Here is a 15,460-nt window from a genome sequence, read left to right as displayed (position 1 = left end):
AACCGGATAAGGGAAGGGGCAATTATGGACATGTCACGCGTCGCTGAGCAGGGGCTTGTTCTTCTGGGGTGCGGCAAGATGGGATCGGCCATGCTCGCCGGGTGGTTGGAGCATGGCCTTCCTGCGTCAGCCGTCTGGGTGATCGACCCTTATCCATCTGATTGGTTGAAGTCGCTAGGCGTCAATATCAACACTCCGTTGCCCGAGGCCCCGGCGGTTGTACTGGTGGCCGTAAAACCTCAGATGATGGGCGAGGCGCTGCCGGCAATCAAGGCGCTGGGTGGAGGCCGCAGCCTGTTCGTCTCAGTCGCTGCGGGTACTTCAATTGCTACGTTTGAGGATGCGTTGGGCGATGGCACACCTATCGTGCGGGCGATGCCGAACACACCGGCTGCCATCCGTCAGGGAATTACTGCGTTGATCGGCAATTCGACTGCTTCAGCCGCCGATGTTGCCTTGGCGGAAAACCTATTGTCCGCAATCGGAGACACAGTTCGTCTGGATGATGAGGCGCAGATGGACGCTGTGACGGGCCTCAGCGGTTCGGGGCCAGCTTACGTCTTCCACTTGATCGAAACGCTGGCAGCTGCCGGACAAGCGCAGGGCCTGAGCCATGAATTGGCGATGAAGCTGGCCAAATCCACCGTCGCCGGGGCAGGGGCCCTTGCTATGGCCGCTGAAGAAGATCCCTCGCAATTGCGCGTAAACGTGACCTCTCCCAACGGTACAACGCAAGCTGCGCTTGAAGTGCTGATGCATGAGGAAGAAGGTTTCCCCGATCTGCTGCACCGCGCCGTTAAGGCCGCAACCGACCGATCCAAGGAGCTGTCCCGTGAGTGAGATTTCTTTCGACGACTTTCTGAAAGTCGACATTCGGGTCGGCAAGGTCCTGCGCGCCGAACCGTACCCCGAGGCCCGCAAGCCCGCGATCAAGATGTGGATCGACTTTGGTGATGAAATTGGCGAGCGCAGAACCTCGGCCCAGATAACGGCGCATTACGATCCTGCGACGCTAGTGGGCAAGCAGGTGATGGCCGTTGTCAATTTCCCGCCGCGCCAGATTGGCAAGTTCATGTCCGAGGTTTTGGTCCTGGGCTTGCCAGATGAGAAGGGCGAGATCGTCCTTATCGGACCGGATGATGAAGTTCCCGTCGGTGGAAGGATGCACTGATGAAATTGCTGATTGCGCGCCCGATGACCATTGCCGTCGAATCACGTGCCCGAACCGAGTTTGACGTTGAGATTCGCAGCAGCACTTTGCCCATGTCGCCCGAGGAAATGCTGCGCGCCTTGACTGAGTTCGACGTGGTTGTGCCGACTCTGGGCGATCAGTTTTCGGCTAAGGTTTTTGCTGAGGTTCCGCAACTGCGCTGCAAATTGCTGGCCAATTTCGGTGTGGGTTACAACCATATTGACGTTGCAGCCGCGCGGGCGGCAGGGATTGAAGTCACTAACACCCCTGGTGCTGTTACCGATGCCACGGCTGACATCGCAATGTCCTTGCTTCTGTCGACGGCGCGCCGCGCAGGCGAGGGTGAAAGGCTGGTGCGTTCCGGAAACTGGCAGGGCTGGCATCCGACGCAAATGCTGGGTCATCACGTGACCGGAAAACGCGTTGGAATCGTCGGGATGGGCCGAATTGGTCAGGCTATTGCCTGGCGCTGTCATTTTGGTTTCGGGATGGACGTGGTCTACCAGTCGCGCAGCCCGAAAGAAGTGGAGTTTCCCGCCGAGAATATCCCGGACCTGAAAGAATTGGCGTCTGTGGTAGACTTCCTGGTGCTCGCCGTTCCGGGTGGAGCAGAAACGCGCCACCTCATTAATGCACACGTGCTAGAGGCGATGAAACCCTCGGGTATCCTCATCAATATTGCGCGCGGAGAAGTCGTGGACGAATCCGCCTTGATCGCCGCCCTGCAAGCCGGTCAGCTCGCTGGGGCCGGCCTTGACGTGTATGAGTTCGAACCCGCTGTTCCGCAGGCCCTGCGCGATATGGAGAATGTGACGATACTGCCGCATCTCGGCACAGCGACAGAAGAGGTGCGTACTGATATGGGGCAATTGGCGCTGGATAATGTCGCGGCATATGTTGCAGGTCGCCCATTGCCGAACCCGGTCTAGCGCCCGACGGCTTCACGCCAGTGTTTGCGGCAAAGCGAAACATAGGTTTCATTGCCGCCAATCTGCACTTGTGCGCCCTCAGTGATGGCGTTGCCGTTTTCGTCCTGGCGGATGACCATCGTGGCCTTGCGCCCGCATTCACAAATGGTCCGCACTTCGCGCATTTCGTCGGCCAGGGCCAGCAGGGCAGCTGAGCCGGGAAACAGGCGGCCCTGAAAATCTACGCGCAAGCCATAGGCAAGGACGGGAACTCCAAGGTCATCCACCGCGCGCGCAAGCTGCCAGACTTGTTCTTCGGTCAGAAATTGCGCCTCATCCACAAAAACGCAGGTGACGTTCCCTTTTTTCAAGCGCTGTTCAATCATCGCGAAGACGTCGTTTTCAGCTGCGAACGTGTCCGCATCAGCCGAGATTCCGATGCGCGAGGCGATCTTGCCGACACCGGCCCGGCCGTCCAAGGCTGCGGTCATTAGATAGGTGTCCATGCCCCTCTCACGGTAGTTGTGCGAAGCTTGCAGTAACACGGTCGACTTACCCGCGTTCATTGTCGAATAATTGAAGTATAGTTTTGCCATGACCCGGGTCTAAAACGCCTGTCTTATCCGGGCAAGCCATCAAAAGCGCTTGAATAAGCGACGTCGCCGTTATTGTTGCAGAGGTCGAGCGTAAGCCCATTGGGGATGGATCCCCCCGCCTCAACAACAGCGACGCCATCGGCCAACATGCGGCCTAACCGTAGCGGGACAAGAAAACCGACCCGCAATCACTCATTACTGGCATGAAATGCCCCCACTCACTCACAAAACCCCTGCTTATCTGAGGGATAGCCAACATATGACATTTCAATTATGAATCGAGTATGGGAAATTTCTTTTTCCTTTCCCCCGCAATGGCAGATTTAGTGGGGCGTGCAGGCAGTAAAGGTAAAAATATGGCAGATATCGGGGCCTACCTGAAAAAACATACTGAAGCGCTGGTCAAGGATGTCGGAATCGAATCCGCATGCGAGATTACAGGCAAATCCAAAGCCACATTGGGCCGTTACTATTCTGACAATACGGAACATGCTGACAGGTTCATGCCAGTGGATGCAGTGGCAAGACTGGAGGCTGTGTCGAACTTCCCTCACGTCACCTCGGCGCTGGCCGACCTGAAAAATATCACTCTGTCTTATGACGGCCGCAATGACGACAGCCCCCGCACCGGTGGCGTGAATTCAGACGTGATCGCGCTGAGCCAGCGTTTTGCGATGTTGATGACCGAGTATCAGTCGGCAATCGAGGACGGTATCATTACGGTGAACGAGGCCAAGCGCCTGTTGAGGGAAACCAGCCAGCTGCAACAAGTCCTTCTGGACATGAAACTGCATCTGGAAGAGGAAAGCGTAAGCTGAGGTTCCTAAGCAAATCACCAGTAATTTTGGGCGGTCAGTTTCGAGGGAATTGTTGCCTACCGCGTAGCGGCATAAAGTCCGCTGCGAATTTTTTGCTGAATCAAGCCAAGTGAACCGAATACACGTTGTTCAGGTACTTTTGGTTTTCGATCCGAAAATGGGTCTCTCCGACATGATCGAATCCCTGCGCAAGGTAGAAAGCGATAGCCGGGTCGTTTTCAGCGTTCGTCGCAAGCCAAACTGAAGCGGCCTGTTGGTCACGGCAGAATTGTAGCGCCGCGTTCAACAAACGTTTGCCAATCCCCTTTCCCTGGTGACGCGGCTGTACGTAGAAAGTAGCGATTTCAAATTCTGAGCAGCCGGGCACCGGCGCTATGCTTCCAGAGGAAACACGTATGAACCCGTCGATCCCTTCCTCATTTTCCGAGGCGATGATGAACTGAGTGGGATCGAGTATGAGTTTCTCGATATTCGATGGCTGGAACTCTTCCAGCGCATAGTCCGCAAAAAAGGCACTTACGCCGCGCTTCAGATAAGTGCCCACCCACACCTCAATCGAAATTGCGGCAATGCTGGATGCATCTGTTATTTTTGGCCTGCGTAATGTCATGGACGACAGATGACAGCTTGCAAGTCTGGGTCAATGCCAAAACCTGGAGTGCACCCAGAGGCGGTGCAGCTTTCGCTGCATCAGTATATTACCCGTGCCGCTTAACGATCACTGAACCCACCGAGTAGCCCGCTCCGAAAGAACAGATCAGCCCGACGTCACCGTCTGAAAGATCATCTGAATATTTTGAGAACGCGATGATTGATCCGGCCGAAGACGTGTTTGCATAGTCCTGAAGGATGTTGGGTTGTTCGCCCTGCTCCGGCTCACGACCCAGAACCTTTTTGCCGATGAAATCATTCATCGTCTTGTTGGCCTGGTGCAGCCACAGGCGTTTCAGGTCATCGCTGTGTATGCCCTCCGCGTCCATGTGATCCGAGATATGCTTGCTCACCATAGGCAGCACCTCCTTGAACACCTTGCGGCCGTTTTGCATGAACTGCATGTCACGGCGATCGACCACTCCGTCAGGACGCGAGCGGCGCAGGAAGCCGTTGTTATTGCGAATATTGTTTGAAAACTCGGTCGCGCAACGGGTCGAAAGGATTTCGAAATGCGGACCCTTTGCGTCTTCCACCCGTTCGATCAGGGTGGCGGTGGCCACGTCGCCAAAGATGAAATGGCAATCGCGGTCACGCCATTCCAGATGGCCGGAACAAATCTCGGGGTTGACCACCAATGCGGCGCGGACCGAACCAGAGCGAACCATGTCCGCAGCGGCCTGAATTCCGAATGTGGCTGAAGAACATGCGACGTTCATGTCAAACCCGAATCCGTTGATTCCAAGTGCCTGCTGTATCTCGATAGCAACCGCAGGATAGGCGCGTTCGTGGTTCGAGGCGGCACAGATAACCAGATCAACGTCTTCGGCAGTACGCCCGGCCTGTTCCAGTGCCTTTTGGCAGGCATCCACGGCCATTTCGGTCATAATGCCCGGCTCATCATCACTGCGTTGACGCAGAAGGGGGTGCATCACATCAGGGTCCAGAACACCGTCCTTGTCCATTACGTACCGCTTTTCGATGCCCGATGCCTTGACGATGAATTCTTCCGACGAATGCTGCATCGGTTCCACCTCGCCCTCCGCAATCGCGCCTGCGTTTTGGGCGTTTATCTTGTCGGCGTAGGCGTTGAAGGCCGTGACAAGTTCGGCGTTTGTAATGACGTTTTCTGGGGTGAAAACACCTGAGCCGGTGATCGCGGGCGTGTACATGATAAGACCTGAATGTTTCGGATTTGCACAAAATGCAGTCATATAGGGGTTAGATCAAGAGAGGTTGACCCAAGGGAACCTCAATCTTCGCGCCGAAATCCGCTTCACTTCTTGAATAGTTCATATTTCGAAGTATATGCGGGGCTGAAATCGCAGATGGATTCGCCGATGACCTATGATGACAGTGCACTGATCCGCCGTCTCAGCCCCGAAGTGCAGGCGATGATGGGTGTCTATGCGCTCTACTGGAAACTGGAAGAGAGCTTTGACGCCCTTGAGGTCGAGTTGAGCCATCAGGAATGCCACATGATGGTCAAACTGGAACGACCCAAGCGCATGGGCGTTTTAGCTGCGGACATGCTGACAGTTCCTTCCACCATCACTTCGACCGCTGATGCGCTCGAGAAGGCAGGGTATCTGACCCGTCAGCGCGATCCGGAAGACCGTCGGGCATGGTTGTTGGTTCTGACCGACAAGGGAAATGAGATGCGTCAGGTTCTGATGTCCGAAGCGGGGGATCTGTTCCGCCGTGCCTCGGGGCTGGATGCGGAAGAAACCGCCGAATTTGCACGACTGGCCCGGAAGATCCGGGAAAACATAATGAAAACAGGAATTCCTGAGGGATTGAAGAAATGAAGCTCTTCTCTGTACTGAGCGTTGCTCTGACCGTGTTTGCAACCTCTGCGCTGGCGCAGGATATCGCTAAGCCCGTGAAACTGATGGTGGTCAAAGAGACCTCGCCCGGCTTTTCACGCCAGTTCTTTGGCCGCGTCGCTGCGCGGCAGACGGTTGATCTGGCCTTTCAGGTTTCCGGCCAAATTGTCGAAATGCCCGTGACCGAGGGGTTTGTGATTCCCAAAGGTGAACTGATTGCCCAACTCGATCAGGAACCGTTCCAGCGCCGCTATGACCGGGCTGTCCTGCAAAAAGATCAAGCGGATCGTACCGTCGCTCGTCTTTCCCGCCTGCGCGGATCAACGGCCAGCCAGGTTGCGGTGGACGACGCGGAAACCGAAGCGCAACTGGCGGATATTGCCGTCCGCGATGCCGAATATGATTTGGAGCACGCCACGCTGACTGCGCCTTTTGATGCATTGGTATCTCGGCGAACGGTCGAGTCTTTTACGACTGTAAACGCGGGGGCGCCCATCGTGCGTATCCACGACATGTCCGAACTGCGGATCGAAGTGGACGTTCCTGAAATCCTGTTCCAACGCTCGGGTCAGGAAGATGACATCACGATCACCGCGAAGTTCCCCACCAGCGACGAGGTCTTCCCGCTACAGATCCGAGAATTTGACGCGGAAACCTCGAGCGTGGGTCAGACGTTCCGTATCCAGTTTGGTCTTACCCCACCCGAAGGTTTGCAGATTTTGCCGGGTTCGTCGGTGACGGTGAACGTAAAGGTTCAGGACACCCGCACAGGTATCGTTGTGCCGGCCACCGCCATCATAGCAGACGCCGAAGGTGGTCTGGGCGTAATGGTGTTTTCGCCGGTTGGTGCTGATGAAGGCGCCGTCACACTTGTGCCGGTTACCATAGAACCCACTCAGACCGGCGAAGTTCGCGTTCTGACCGGTTTGAAGGACGGCGATGAGATCGTCGTCGCGGGTGGCGGCACCCTGGCAGATGGTCAGGCCGTTCGCCGCTTTGCCGGCTTTGCAAACTGAAAGGCGTATCGATGAACATTGCGCGCGCATCCATTGATCGTCCGATCTATACTTGGCTGATCATCCTGATCGCTTTGTTTGGTGGCGTCTGGGGGTTCCTTTCGTTGGGACGTCTGGAAGATCCGGCTTTCACCATCAAGAACGCGGTGATCGCCACACAGTACCCCGGCGCAACCGCGGAACAAGTAGCGCTGGAGGTCTCAGAGCCTCTGGAATCCGCTATCCAGCAAATGGGCGAAATTGAAACCATCACATCCGTGAACCAGCCCGGTCTTTCGCTGATCGAAGTCGAGATCCAATCGACATATGACGGAACCGAACTGCCCGAAATCTGGACCAAACTGCGCGCCAAAGTGCGTGATACGGCCCGCAGCCTGCCGTCTGGAGTGCAGCAGCCATTGGTCAATGACAGGTTCGGCGACGTTTTTGGGCTGTTCTATGCGGTAACGGCGGACGGGTTTTCAGATGCCGAAAAACACGAACTGTCCACCTTCTTGCGGCGCGAACTACTGACCGTCGACGGCGTGGCAGACGTAGAAGTGATGGGGTTGCCACAAGAGGCGATTTTTGTGGAACCCGATCTAGCCATTTCGGTGAATCAGAACGTGCCGCTCCAGTCCATTAACGAGGCCATTGCCAATGCGGATTCGGTGAATGCTTCGGGGTCGGTTCGGTCAGAAAATGACCGTACAACGATTCTGACCGCCGAAGGGTCGGACAGTGTTTCAGCGATTGCGGGATTGTCGGTCGGCTCTCAAGGGCAGGTGATCAACCTTTTTGATATGTCCGACGTGTACCGTGGCCGCCAGACCGACCCAGATGTGATGATCCGGTTTAACGGGACTGAAGCCTTCACATTGGGCATTGCGGGCCTGTCCACCGAAAACATTGTCGAGGTAGGCAAACGCGCGGATGCAAAATTCGCCGAGCTGGATTCGCAAATCCCCTTTGGCGTCGAAATTTTGCCGATCTACCAACAGCACGTGGTGGTGGAACAGGCCTCAAACGACTTTCTGGTGAACCTCGCCATGTCTGTGACCATCGTGGTCATTGTGCTGGCGGTTTTCATGGGGTGGCGCGCGGCTATTGTCGTTGGTTCGACCCTTTTGTTGACCGTGGTGGGAACGCTTCTGTTCATGTCGATGTTCTCGATCGAGATGGAGCGGATCTCGCTGGGCGCGCTGATCATCGCGATGGGTATGCTGGTGGATAACGCCATCGTTGTTGCCGAGGGCATGCAGATCGCCATGCTGCGCGGAAAGAACTCGCGCGATGCAGCGGATGAGGCTGCGTCCAAGACGCAAATCCCGTTGTTGGGCGCGACGGTAATCGGGATCATGGCTTTTGCTGGGATCGGTCTTAGCCCCGATGCGACGGGCGAGTTCTTGTTCTCCCTGTTTGCGGTGATCGGTATTTCGCTGTTGCTGAGCTGGGTACTTGCCCTGACGGTGACCCCGTTGCTTGGCCACTATTTCTTTAAACAGGGCGAGGAAGGGGCCGTAGATGCCTATGGCGGGATCATGTTCCGTGTCTACGGCACGATTTTGCGCTGGGCGTTGCGGTTCCGCTGGCTGGTCGTCGCCGGGCTGGTTGGCGTCACTTTTGCCTGCTTCGCCGGGTTCGGTCTGGTTAAGCAGCAGTTCTTTCCGGATTCGAATACGCCGCTGTTCTTCGTGCACTACAAGCTGCCGCAAGGTACGCCTATCGCGCGGACGGCTGAGGACATGGCCGTATTTGAGGAATGGCTGGATAACCGCGAAGACGTGGTCGCCGTCACCACATTTGTGGGGCAGGGCGCAACCCGGTTCTTGCTGACCTACTCGGCAGAGAAACCGAACCCCAGTTATGGTCACATGATCATCCGCACCGAAACTCTGGATGACATCCCTGCATTGCAGGCGGATCTTGAGGCGTTTGGCTCGGCGCAATTCCCCGAAGGTGAGTTCCGCACCAAACGTCTGATCTTTGGCCCAGGAGGCGGTGATCCGATTCAGGCGCGGTTCTCGGGCAGTGATCCGGCGGTTCTGCGGCAGCTTGCGGATGAAGCGATCGTGCGAATGCGCGCGGCTTCTGAGAATGCCCTGCATGTTCACCACGACTGGCGTGAAAAAGAGCTGGCTGTTCAGCCTATCTATGCAACCGAACGGGCGCAGACAGCTGGGGTGACCCGTGAGGATATCGCCGGAACGCTGCAATTCTCGACCGATGGTGTCAGGGCGGGTGTCTTCCGTGAACGCGACCGCCTGATCCCGATCATTATTCGCCGCCCTGCGGACGGAGATTACTCGATCGTTGACCAGGTCGTTTATTCGGATCAGTCAAACAGATTTGTTCCAATCGAACAGATGGTCGACGGGTTTGAATACCAATCGCTCAATACGCTGGTTCACCGCCGCGACAGGGTGCTGACCATAACGGTCGGGGCCGAAATTCCTGCTGGCCTGACGGCAGCTCAGGTCCACTCGGAAGTACGCGCTGTAATCGAAGAGATGGAACTGCCCGCCGGTTATCGCATGGAGTGGGGCGGTGAGTTTGAAAACGCGGGTGACGCCAACGAAAGCCTGGGCCGTCAGTTGCCGGTAAGCCTGCTGATCATGGTGCTGATTTCGGTATTGATCTTCAACGCCGTCCGTCAGCCGATTATCATCTGGTTGCTGGTGCCGATGTCCGTAAATGGCGTGGTAATCGGGTTGTTGGGCACGGGTCTTCCGTTCACTTTCACGGCGCTGCTGGGGCTGCTCAGCCTGTCGGGGATGCTAATCAAGAACGGCATCGTACTGGTCGAGGAGATCGATCTGGTCCGCGAAACCGGCAAGGGCCTGCGCGTGTCGATCATCGAGGCGTCGGTCTCGCGTCTGCGCCCCGTGATGCTGGCCGCGATCACCACAATTCTGGGCATGGCGCCATTGCTGACGGATGCGTTCTTCAAATCCATGGCGGTGACGATTATGGGTGGCTTGGCCTTCGCGACAATCCTGACGATGGTCGCCGCACCGGTTTTCTACATGATCTTCTTCGCGCGGGATGAAAGACGCGAGACGAAAGCAGCAGCGGCCTAAGTAAAACCTGAAAACCGTTCAAACCCGGCTGGTGTCTTTTCCGGCCGGGTTTATTGACCAGCTGACGCGGTCGAATGCAGCCTGTGTTTGAGGATCCACCTCACAGTTGGTCAGCGCATCCTTGTCGTAGCTACGCCATGGGCTCGACGTGATCGCCTTGCAGTGCCAGACGCCGTTGTCCTTCGGAGCGATCAGGCTGCCTCGCTGTCGGAGCAGGCCGATTGTGTGGATGTGCCATGATGTAAACCAAAGCGGGCCCGAGGGCGCGATGCAGTACTTAGCTCTGCACAATTTATCACCAGGTACTTTACAGATGTGATCCGAATGTCGGAAATCCTTGGTGCGGGTTGTATCCGGATATCTCCATTCAACACCCAAACGGATGAATCCTGATGGTCGATTCCGAGTGAGGTCGAAAATCGCACCGTTTTTGCACCAGACCAATTCGTCAATGTCGCATTGTAAAACAGCGCGAGCCCCGGAGAGAAAGCGAAGGCGCGAGATATTTAACAGGGAAGTCTGCAAAAACTCGGTATTGTAACGGAGTTTTCCCTTTTTGTCGTGCGTCGCCAAGCCGAAGCGAGATGGGGCTGACACTACGACAGCGTCTTTGATCCCGCCGCGCTTCAGCGCGGCGCGGATATCATCCAGACCGTATAGCGAAGAGGCATTGTCGAAGAACAACATCTGCTCCAGTCCGTGTACCTGGCAATGGTATCGAGTGAAATCCTCGATCCAAGTCAGATCGTTGTCGCGTGAAAGGGTGACGGCCACGTTTTTACCCGTGAAAGGGGCCGAGTCTTGTGGGACCGAATTCACCGAAGATTCAACCCGTGACCCACCCCATTCGAACGCCAGTGTTTCAGGTTTTTCAGGTTCCCGGATTATCAGGGCATCATAGAATTCATGCGGTTTCAGTCGAGCTTTGCCCACCCGTTTGCCATCCAGTAAAAACTGGCCTTCGCGGATAACGTCATACAGGCCGAACAGCTTGGGGCAGATGATCGTCAGGCGGCCCCTGTCCCAGAATGCGTCATACCAGAACGTGTCATAGTCGTAGACATGTTCGGTATAGTCCGGGCCTGTATGGCCCGGTTTCATCTCGCGCCGTAGCCCAAGTTCCGTCAGGCTGCTGGAGGCAAGAACGGGATGGCTCTGCTCTGTCAATGTCGTTGCCTTTAATCTTCTAGTGATCTCACTTCGCCTCACGCTTTGATCGCCAGGGCAGCGGTATTGCTTGCGGCGGTTTGTTAGTCGCCCGGATCCTTTGCCGGGTCGTAGTGATAGCAAAAACAGGACAGCTTGTTCCCGTCGGGGTCACGCAGATAGGTGACATAAAAATCAGGAGTGTAATAGTCCCTTGTACCCGGAGCGCCCGCATCTGTACCACCATGTTCCAGGCCTACAGCGTGAAACTGTCTGACTTTCGCGGCGCATTGGACAGGGAACGCGATCATCGTCCCGTTGCCAACCTTGGCAGGGCTTCCGTCAAAGGGCGCGCATATCCAGAACCCGGTCCCATCGTCTGGTTCGGTTCCCCAACCCGCGCGGTCTTTGGTCCATCCCGGAAGGCGTGGCAGTTCCAAGACAGAAAAGATCGCGTCATAGAACTTTATGGCCCGCGGTAGGTCATTTGTTCCATAGGTGGCATAAAGGCGCACGGATTCCCCCGTTTTAGGGACAGTGTCACAAGGCCCTTATATCGGAGGGTTACAGAAAAACAGCACTGAAGGTTGCCTTAGATCAACGGGACCAGGGGCACGTCACACGCTGCAAGCGTCATCATTGCGGCAAAAACCAAAAACCTGCGCATTTGTCATTTTCCTTCTGCTCGATCACAGAAACGATGCGCGCCCGAGGACACAAGGTCAACGGGCGCGCGAAACGATCAGTCATGTAAGCAGGTTAAGGCCGATCAGCCCTGCAGCGATTTAACCTCTACATCACCTTCGGCCTGCGCCTTGATCGCCAGCGCGGCGGCGTGGCTTGCGGCTGCAGTCGTATAGTACGGGATTTTGTCGTAAAGCGCGATGGAGCGGATAGCCTTGCTGTCCTCGACCGCCTGCGCCCCTTCGGTGGTGTTCATCAGCAGCTGAACCTGACCGTCTTTCAACATGTCGACCACGTCCGGACGGCCCTCGTAAACCTTGTTGACCACCTCACAGGCGACGCCCTGTTCCTCGAGCCAGCTTTGCGTTCCACGTGTCGCGACAAGCGAAAAGCCTTGTTCGGTCAAGACCTGAGCGGCCTCAAGCATTGCGGCACCTTTGTCGGCATCCTTGATCGAGATGAACGCGCGGCCCGAAGAAGGCAGAACCATACCCGCGCCCATCTGCGCCTTCAGGAAGGCGCGAGGGAAGTCGCGGTCCCAACCCATGACCTCACCGGTCGACCGCATTTCCGGGCCCAGAATCGTGTCAACTCCAGGGAAACGGGCAAAGGGCAACACGGCCTCTTTCACCGAGAACCAAGGCATGTCCGGATCGGCCAGCGTCATCTGGTCGGCGATCTTAGTGTCCTGACCTTCCTTATACGCAGGGCGCTGAGGGAAGCTTGAGAGTTTTTCGCCGGCCATGACGCGGGCTGCGATGGATGCAATCGCGCTGTCGGTCGCCTTGGCGACAAATGGCACGGTGCGCGAGGCGCGTGGGTTCACTTCGATCAGGTAGATTTCATCATCCTTGATCGCGAACTGCACATTCATCAGGCCGACGACGTTCAACGCTTTGGCCAGTTTGTATGCTTGGTCCTTGATTTGCGCGATGATCTCTTTTGACAGCGAATAGGGCGGCAGCGAACAGGCCGAGTCGCCCGAGTGGACGCCAGCTTCTTCGATGTGCTGCATGATGCCTGCAACGTGAACGTCTGTGCCATCACAAAGAGCGTCAACGTCCAGCTCAACCGCACCAGCCAGATAGCTATCCAGCAGCACAGGGCTGTCGCCCGAGACGACCACCGCCTCGTTGATGTAGCGTTTCAGTTGATCCATATCGCGTACGATTTCCATAGCGCGACCACCCAGAACGTAAGAAGGGCGGATCACCAGCGGGAAACCGATATCTTCAGCAATTTCAAGCGCTTGTTCGTCGGTGGATGCGATGCCATTCTTAGGCTGTTTTAGGCCCAGATCATTGACCAGTGCCTGGAACCGTTCACGGTCTTCGGCCAGGTCGATGGCGTCCGGCGTGGTGCCGAGGATCGGAATGCCTTCTGATTCCAACGCGTTGGCCAGTTTCAGAGGGGTCTGACCGCCGTACTGAACGATCACACCGTGCAAGTTGCCGTTTTCCTGTTCCTTCGTCAGGATTTCCATGACGTGCTCAAAGGTTAACGGTTCGAAATACAGCCGGTCCGAGGTGTCATAGTCGGTCGACACGGTCTCGGGGTTGCAGTTGATCATGATGGTTTCATAACCAGCCTCTGTCAGCGCGAAGCAGGCGTGACAGCAGCAATAGTCGAACTCGATCCCTTGACCGATCCGGTTCGGACCACCGCCGAGGATGACGACCTTTTTACGATCAGACGGGCGTGCCTCGCATTCAACCTCGCCCATCATCGGGGCTTCATAGGTCGAATACATATAAGGCGTTTGCGCTTCGAACTCGGCAGCGCAGGTGTCGATGCGTTTGAATACGGCGTTGACACCAAGGTTCCGTCGGGCTCGGCGGACATTGTCTTCGTCACGCCCGGTCAGATTGCCCAAACGTGCGTCAGTGAAGCCCAGCATTTTGAGCTTGCGGACGCCATCTTCGGTCACCGGCAGGCCATCCTTGCGCACCTGACGCTCGGCATCGATGATCTCGCGAATACGGGCCAGGAACCACGGGTCGAATTTAGTGACGCCAAAGATTTCGTCATCGGTCAGGCCATGCCGCATAGCTTGTGCGATGGTGCGCAGGCGGTCGGGTGTCTGCTGGCTGATCGCCTTAATGACGGCGGCCCTGTCGTCGGCCTCGTCCCAGACACCGACATTCAGGCCGGGGATTTCGATCTCATCAAAGCCTGTCAGACCCGATTCCATCGAGGCCAACGCCTTTTGCATCGATTCGTGGATGGTGCGACCGATGGACATCGCCTCACCTACCGATTTCATCGCGGTGGTCAGGTAGGGTTCGGAGCCGGGGAATTTCTCGAACGCGAATTTTGGGATCTTGGTGACGACATAGTCGATGGTCGGCTCGAACGAGGCCGGTGTGACTTTGGTGATGTCGTTGTCCAGCTCGTCCAGCGTGTAGCCCACGGCCAGCTTGGCTGCGATCTTGGCAATCGGGAAACCTGTCGCCTTTGACGCCAGCGCCGAAGATCGCGATACGCGCGGGTTCATCTCAATCACGACCATGCGGCCATCAACCGGGTTGATCGCCCATTGCACGTTTGATCCGCCAGTTTCGACACCGATTTCACGTAACACAGCAATCGAGTGATTGCGCATGATCTGGTATTCTTTGTCGGTCAGCGTCAGAGCAGGGGCAACGGTGATCGAGTCGCCGGTGTGCACACCCATGGGGTCGACGTTTTCGATGGAGCAGACGATGATGGCGTTGTCCGCAGTGTCACGCACCACCTCCATCTCGTATTCTTTCCAACCCAGCAGGCTTTCATCGATCAGGATCTGACCAACGGGCGAGGCATCCATGCCTGTGCGGCAAATATGAATATAATCCTCACGGTTATACGCCACGCCGCCGCCGGTGCCGCCCAGCGTAAAGGCGGGGCGGATGATGGCCGGAAGACCGACAGTTTCGAGAGTTTCGAGGGCCAACGCGACGCCAGCATCAAGGTCTTTCTTGCCGCTGTCGTCTTTCGGGGCGGTTACAATCTCGGCTTTGGGGTTTTCGATGCCCAACCGGTCCATCGCTTCGCGGAACAGGGCGCGGTCTTCGGCCATTTCGATGGCGTCGCGCTTGGCGCCGATCATTTCGACACCGAATTTGTCCAGCACACCCATCTCTTCCAGCGCGAGTGAGGTGTTCAAGCCAGTCTGACCACCCATTGTGGGCAGAAGGGCGTCAGGGCGCTCTTTCTCTATGATCTTGGCAACGACCTCGGGCGTGATCGGCTCGATATAAGTCGCGTCGGCCAATTCGGGATCGGTCATGATGGTTGCAGGGTTTGAGTTCACCAGGATGACCCGGTATCCTTCTTCACGCAGCGCCTTGCAGGCCTGAGCGCCGGAATAGTCGAATTCGCAAGCCTGACCGATAACAATGGGGCCCGCCCCGATGATCATGATCGACTGAATGTCGGTTCTTCTCGGCATGGCCTTGTTCCTTCGATTGTCCGCGAGTCAGGGCGCACCCCAAGCGCCCAAATTGTCCTGCGTTATAGGGACCGCGCGAAAAGGTTCAAGAGGTATCGGAAACAGGGACGAATTTGCCGCTTTAACCTCTTTCC

Annotated in this window: 13 protein-coding genes; 7 read left to right on the top strand and 6 right to left on the bottom strand. The window is 56.5% G+C overall.

The features are described from left to right. Positions 1 to 24: 24 nt before the first annotated feature. From proC to GOW92_RS06380, 3 genes are read left to right on the top strand one after another with little or no spacing between them, the layout of a single operon-like run. On the top strand, positions 25 to 840 hold the full coding sequence (gene proC / locus GOW92_RS06390) for a pyrroline-5-carboxylate reductase (protein ID WP_170558966.1): 816 nt from the start codon (positions 25 to 27) through the stop codon (positions 838 to 840). Continuing rightward, positions 833 to 1,171, top strand: a complete 339-nt coding sequence (locus GOW92_RS06385) for a tRNA-binding protein (RefSeq protein WP_170558964.1) — start codon at positions 833 to 835, stop codon at positions 1,169 to 1,171. Before proC ends, GOW92_RS06385 begins: the two co-directional genes overlap by 8 nt. Then, complete coding sequence (locus tag GOW92_RS06380; RefSeq protein WP_170558962.1) at positions 1,171 to 2,121, top strand: 2-hydroxyacid dehydrogenase; 951 nt, start codon at positions 1,171 to 1,173, stop codon at positions 2,119 to 2,121. Before GOW92_RS06385 ends, GOW92_RS06380 begins: the two co-directional genes overlap by 1 nt. On the opposite strand, the gene GOW92_RS06375 is transcribed toward GOW92_RS06380, so the two are convergent. Continuing rightward, the gene (locus GOW92_RS06375) at positions 2,118 to 2,696 is read right to left on the bottom strand and encodes a thymidine kinase (RefSeq protein ID WP_170558960.1); all 579 of its coding nucleotides are present in this window, start codon (positions 2,694 to 2,696) and stop codon (positions 2,118 to 2,120) included. The two genes, GOW92_RS06380 and GOW92_RS06375, sit on opposite strands and share 4 nt — an antisense overlap. A 356-nt stretch (positions 2,697 to 3,052) precedes the next feature. Between GOW92_RS06375 and GOW92_RS06370 the strand changes: the two genes are divergently transcribed. Then, a complete protein-coding gene (locus tag GOW92_RS06370; RefSeq protein WP_170559388.1) occupies positions 3,053 to 3,514 on the top strand; it encodes a hypothetical protein in 462 nt (153 codons plus the stop codon). Positions 3,515 to 3,614: 100 nt separating this feature from the next. Here GOW92_RS06370 and GOW92_RS06365 read toward each other — a convergent pair whose 3' ends face one another. Together GOW92_RS06365 and GOW92_RS06360 are read right to left on the bottom strand one after the other, a co-directional pair. Further along, entirely contained in the window at positions 3,615 to 4,124 is a 510-nt protein-coding gene (locus tag GOW92_RS06365) for a GNAT family N-acetyltransferase (protein WP_170558958.1), read from the bottom strand. A gap of 88 nt (positions 4,125 to 4,212) precedes the next feature. Then, complete coding sequence (locus GOW92_RS06360; protein ID WP_170558956.1) at positions 4,213 to 5,337, bottom strand: beta-ketoacyl-ACP synthase III; 1,125 nt, start codon at positions 5,335 to 5,337, stop codon at positions 4,213 to 4,215. Positions 5,338 to 5,493: 156 nt separating this feature from the next. Between GOW92_RS06360 and GOW92_RS06355 the strand changes: the two genes are divergently transcribed. From GOW92_RS06355 to GOW92_RS06345, 3 genes are read left to right on the top strand one after another with little or no spacing between them, the layout of a single operon-like run. After that, complete coding sequence (locus GOW92_RS06355) at positions 5,494 to 5,973, top strand: MarR family winged helix-turn-helix transcriptional regulator (protein WP_254452905.1); 480 nt, start codon at positions 5,494 to 5,496, stop codon at positions 5,971 to 5,973. Further along, positions 5,970 to 7,007, top strand: coding sequence for an efflux RND transporter periplasmic adaptor subunit (locus tag GOW92_RS06350; protein ID WP_170558954.1), 1,038 nt, complete (start codon positions 5,970 to 5,972; stop codon positions 7,005 to 7,007). Before GOW92_RS06355 ends, GOW92_RS06350 begins: the two co-directional genes overlap by 4 nt. Positions 7,008 to 7,018: 11 nt before the next feature. Further along, positions 7,019 to 10,066, top strand: a complete 3,048-nt coding sequence (locus GOW92_RS06345) for an efflux RND transporter permease subunit (protein WP_170558952.1) — start codon at positions 7,019 to 7,021, stop codon at positions 10,064 to 10,066. 18 nt (positions 10,067 to 10,084) lie between these two features. On the opposite strand, the gene GOW92_RS06340 is transcribed toward GOW92_RS06345, so the two are convergent. The 3 genes from GOW92_RS06340 to carB all read right to left on the bottom strand — a co-directional run bounded on the left by GOW92_RS06340 (position 10,085) and on the right by carB (position 15,326). Next, positions 10,085 to 11,233 carry a hypothetical protein gene (locus tag GOW92_RS06340; protein WP_170558950.1) on the bottom strand — a complete coding sequence of 383 codons (1,149 nt, stop codon included), beginning with the start codon at positions 11,231 to 11,233 and terminating at the stop codon, positions 10,085 to 10,087. A gap of 83 nt (positions 11,234 to 11,316) precedes the next feature. Next, positions 11,317 to 11,727, bottom strand: a complete 411-nt coding sequence (locus GOW92_RS06335) for a VOC family protein (RefSeq protein ID WP_170558948.1) — start codon at positions 11,725 to 11,727, stop codon at positions 11,317 to 11,319. A 254-nt stretch (positions 11,728 to 11,981) separates the two neighbouring features. After that, on the bottom strand, positions 11,982 to 15,326 hold the full coding sequence (gene carB, locus GOW92_RS06330) for a carbamoyl-phosphate synthase large subunit (RefSeq protein ID WP_170558946.1): 3,345 nt from the start codon (positions 15,324 to 15,326) through the stop codon (positions 11,982 to 11,984). Positions 15,327 to 15,460: the final 134 nt, after the last annotated feature.

It is taken from the genome of Ruegeria atlantica (assembly GCF_013032505.1).
Classification (GTDB): Bacteria; Pseudomonadota; Alphaproteobacteria; order Rhodobacterales; family Rhodobacteraceae; genus Ruegeria; species Ruegeria atlantica_F.
This window is presented reverse-complemented; position numbering and strand designations above follow the sequence as displayed.

Coding starts and splice junctions, on each gene's coding strand:
- proC (WP_170558966.1), top strand. CDS start 25: ATGGACATGTCACGCGTCGCTGAGCAGGGGCTTGTTCTTCTGGGGTGC.
- GOW92_RS06380 (WP_170558962.1), top strand. CDS start 1,171: ATGAAATTGCTGATTGCGCGCCCGATGACCATTGCCGTCGAATCACGT.
- GOW92_RS06375 (WP_170558960.1), bottom strand. CDS start 2,696: ATGGCAAAACTATACTTCAATTATTCGACAATGAACGCGGGTAAGTCG.
- GOW92_RS06370 (WP_170559388.1), top strand. CDS start 3,053: ATGGCAGATATCGGGGCCTACCTGAAAAAACATACTGAAGCGCTGGTC.
- GOW92_RS06365 (WP_170558958.1), bottom strand. CDS start 4,124: ATGACATTACGCAGGCCAAAAATAACAGATGCATCCAGCATTGCCGCA.
- GOW92_RS06360 (WP_170558956.1), bottom strand. CDS start 5,337: ATGTACACGCCCGCGATCACCGGCTCAGGTGTTTTCACCCCAGAAAAC.
- GOW92_RS06355 (WP_254452905.1), top strand. CDS start 5,494: ATGGATTCGCCGATGACCTATGATGACAGTGCACTGATCCGCCGTCTC.
- GOW92_RS06350 (WP_170558954.1), top strand. CDS start 5,970: ATGAAGCTCTTCTCTGTACTGAGCGTTGCTCTGACCGTGTTTGCAACC.
- GOW92_RS06345 (WP_170558952.1), top strand. CDS start 7,019: ATGAACATTGCGCGCGCATCCATTGATCGTCCGATCTATACTTGGCTG.
- carB (WP_170558946.1), bottom strand. CDS start 15,326: ATGCCGAGAAGAACCGACATTCAGTCGATCATGATCATCGGGGCGGGC.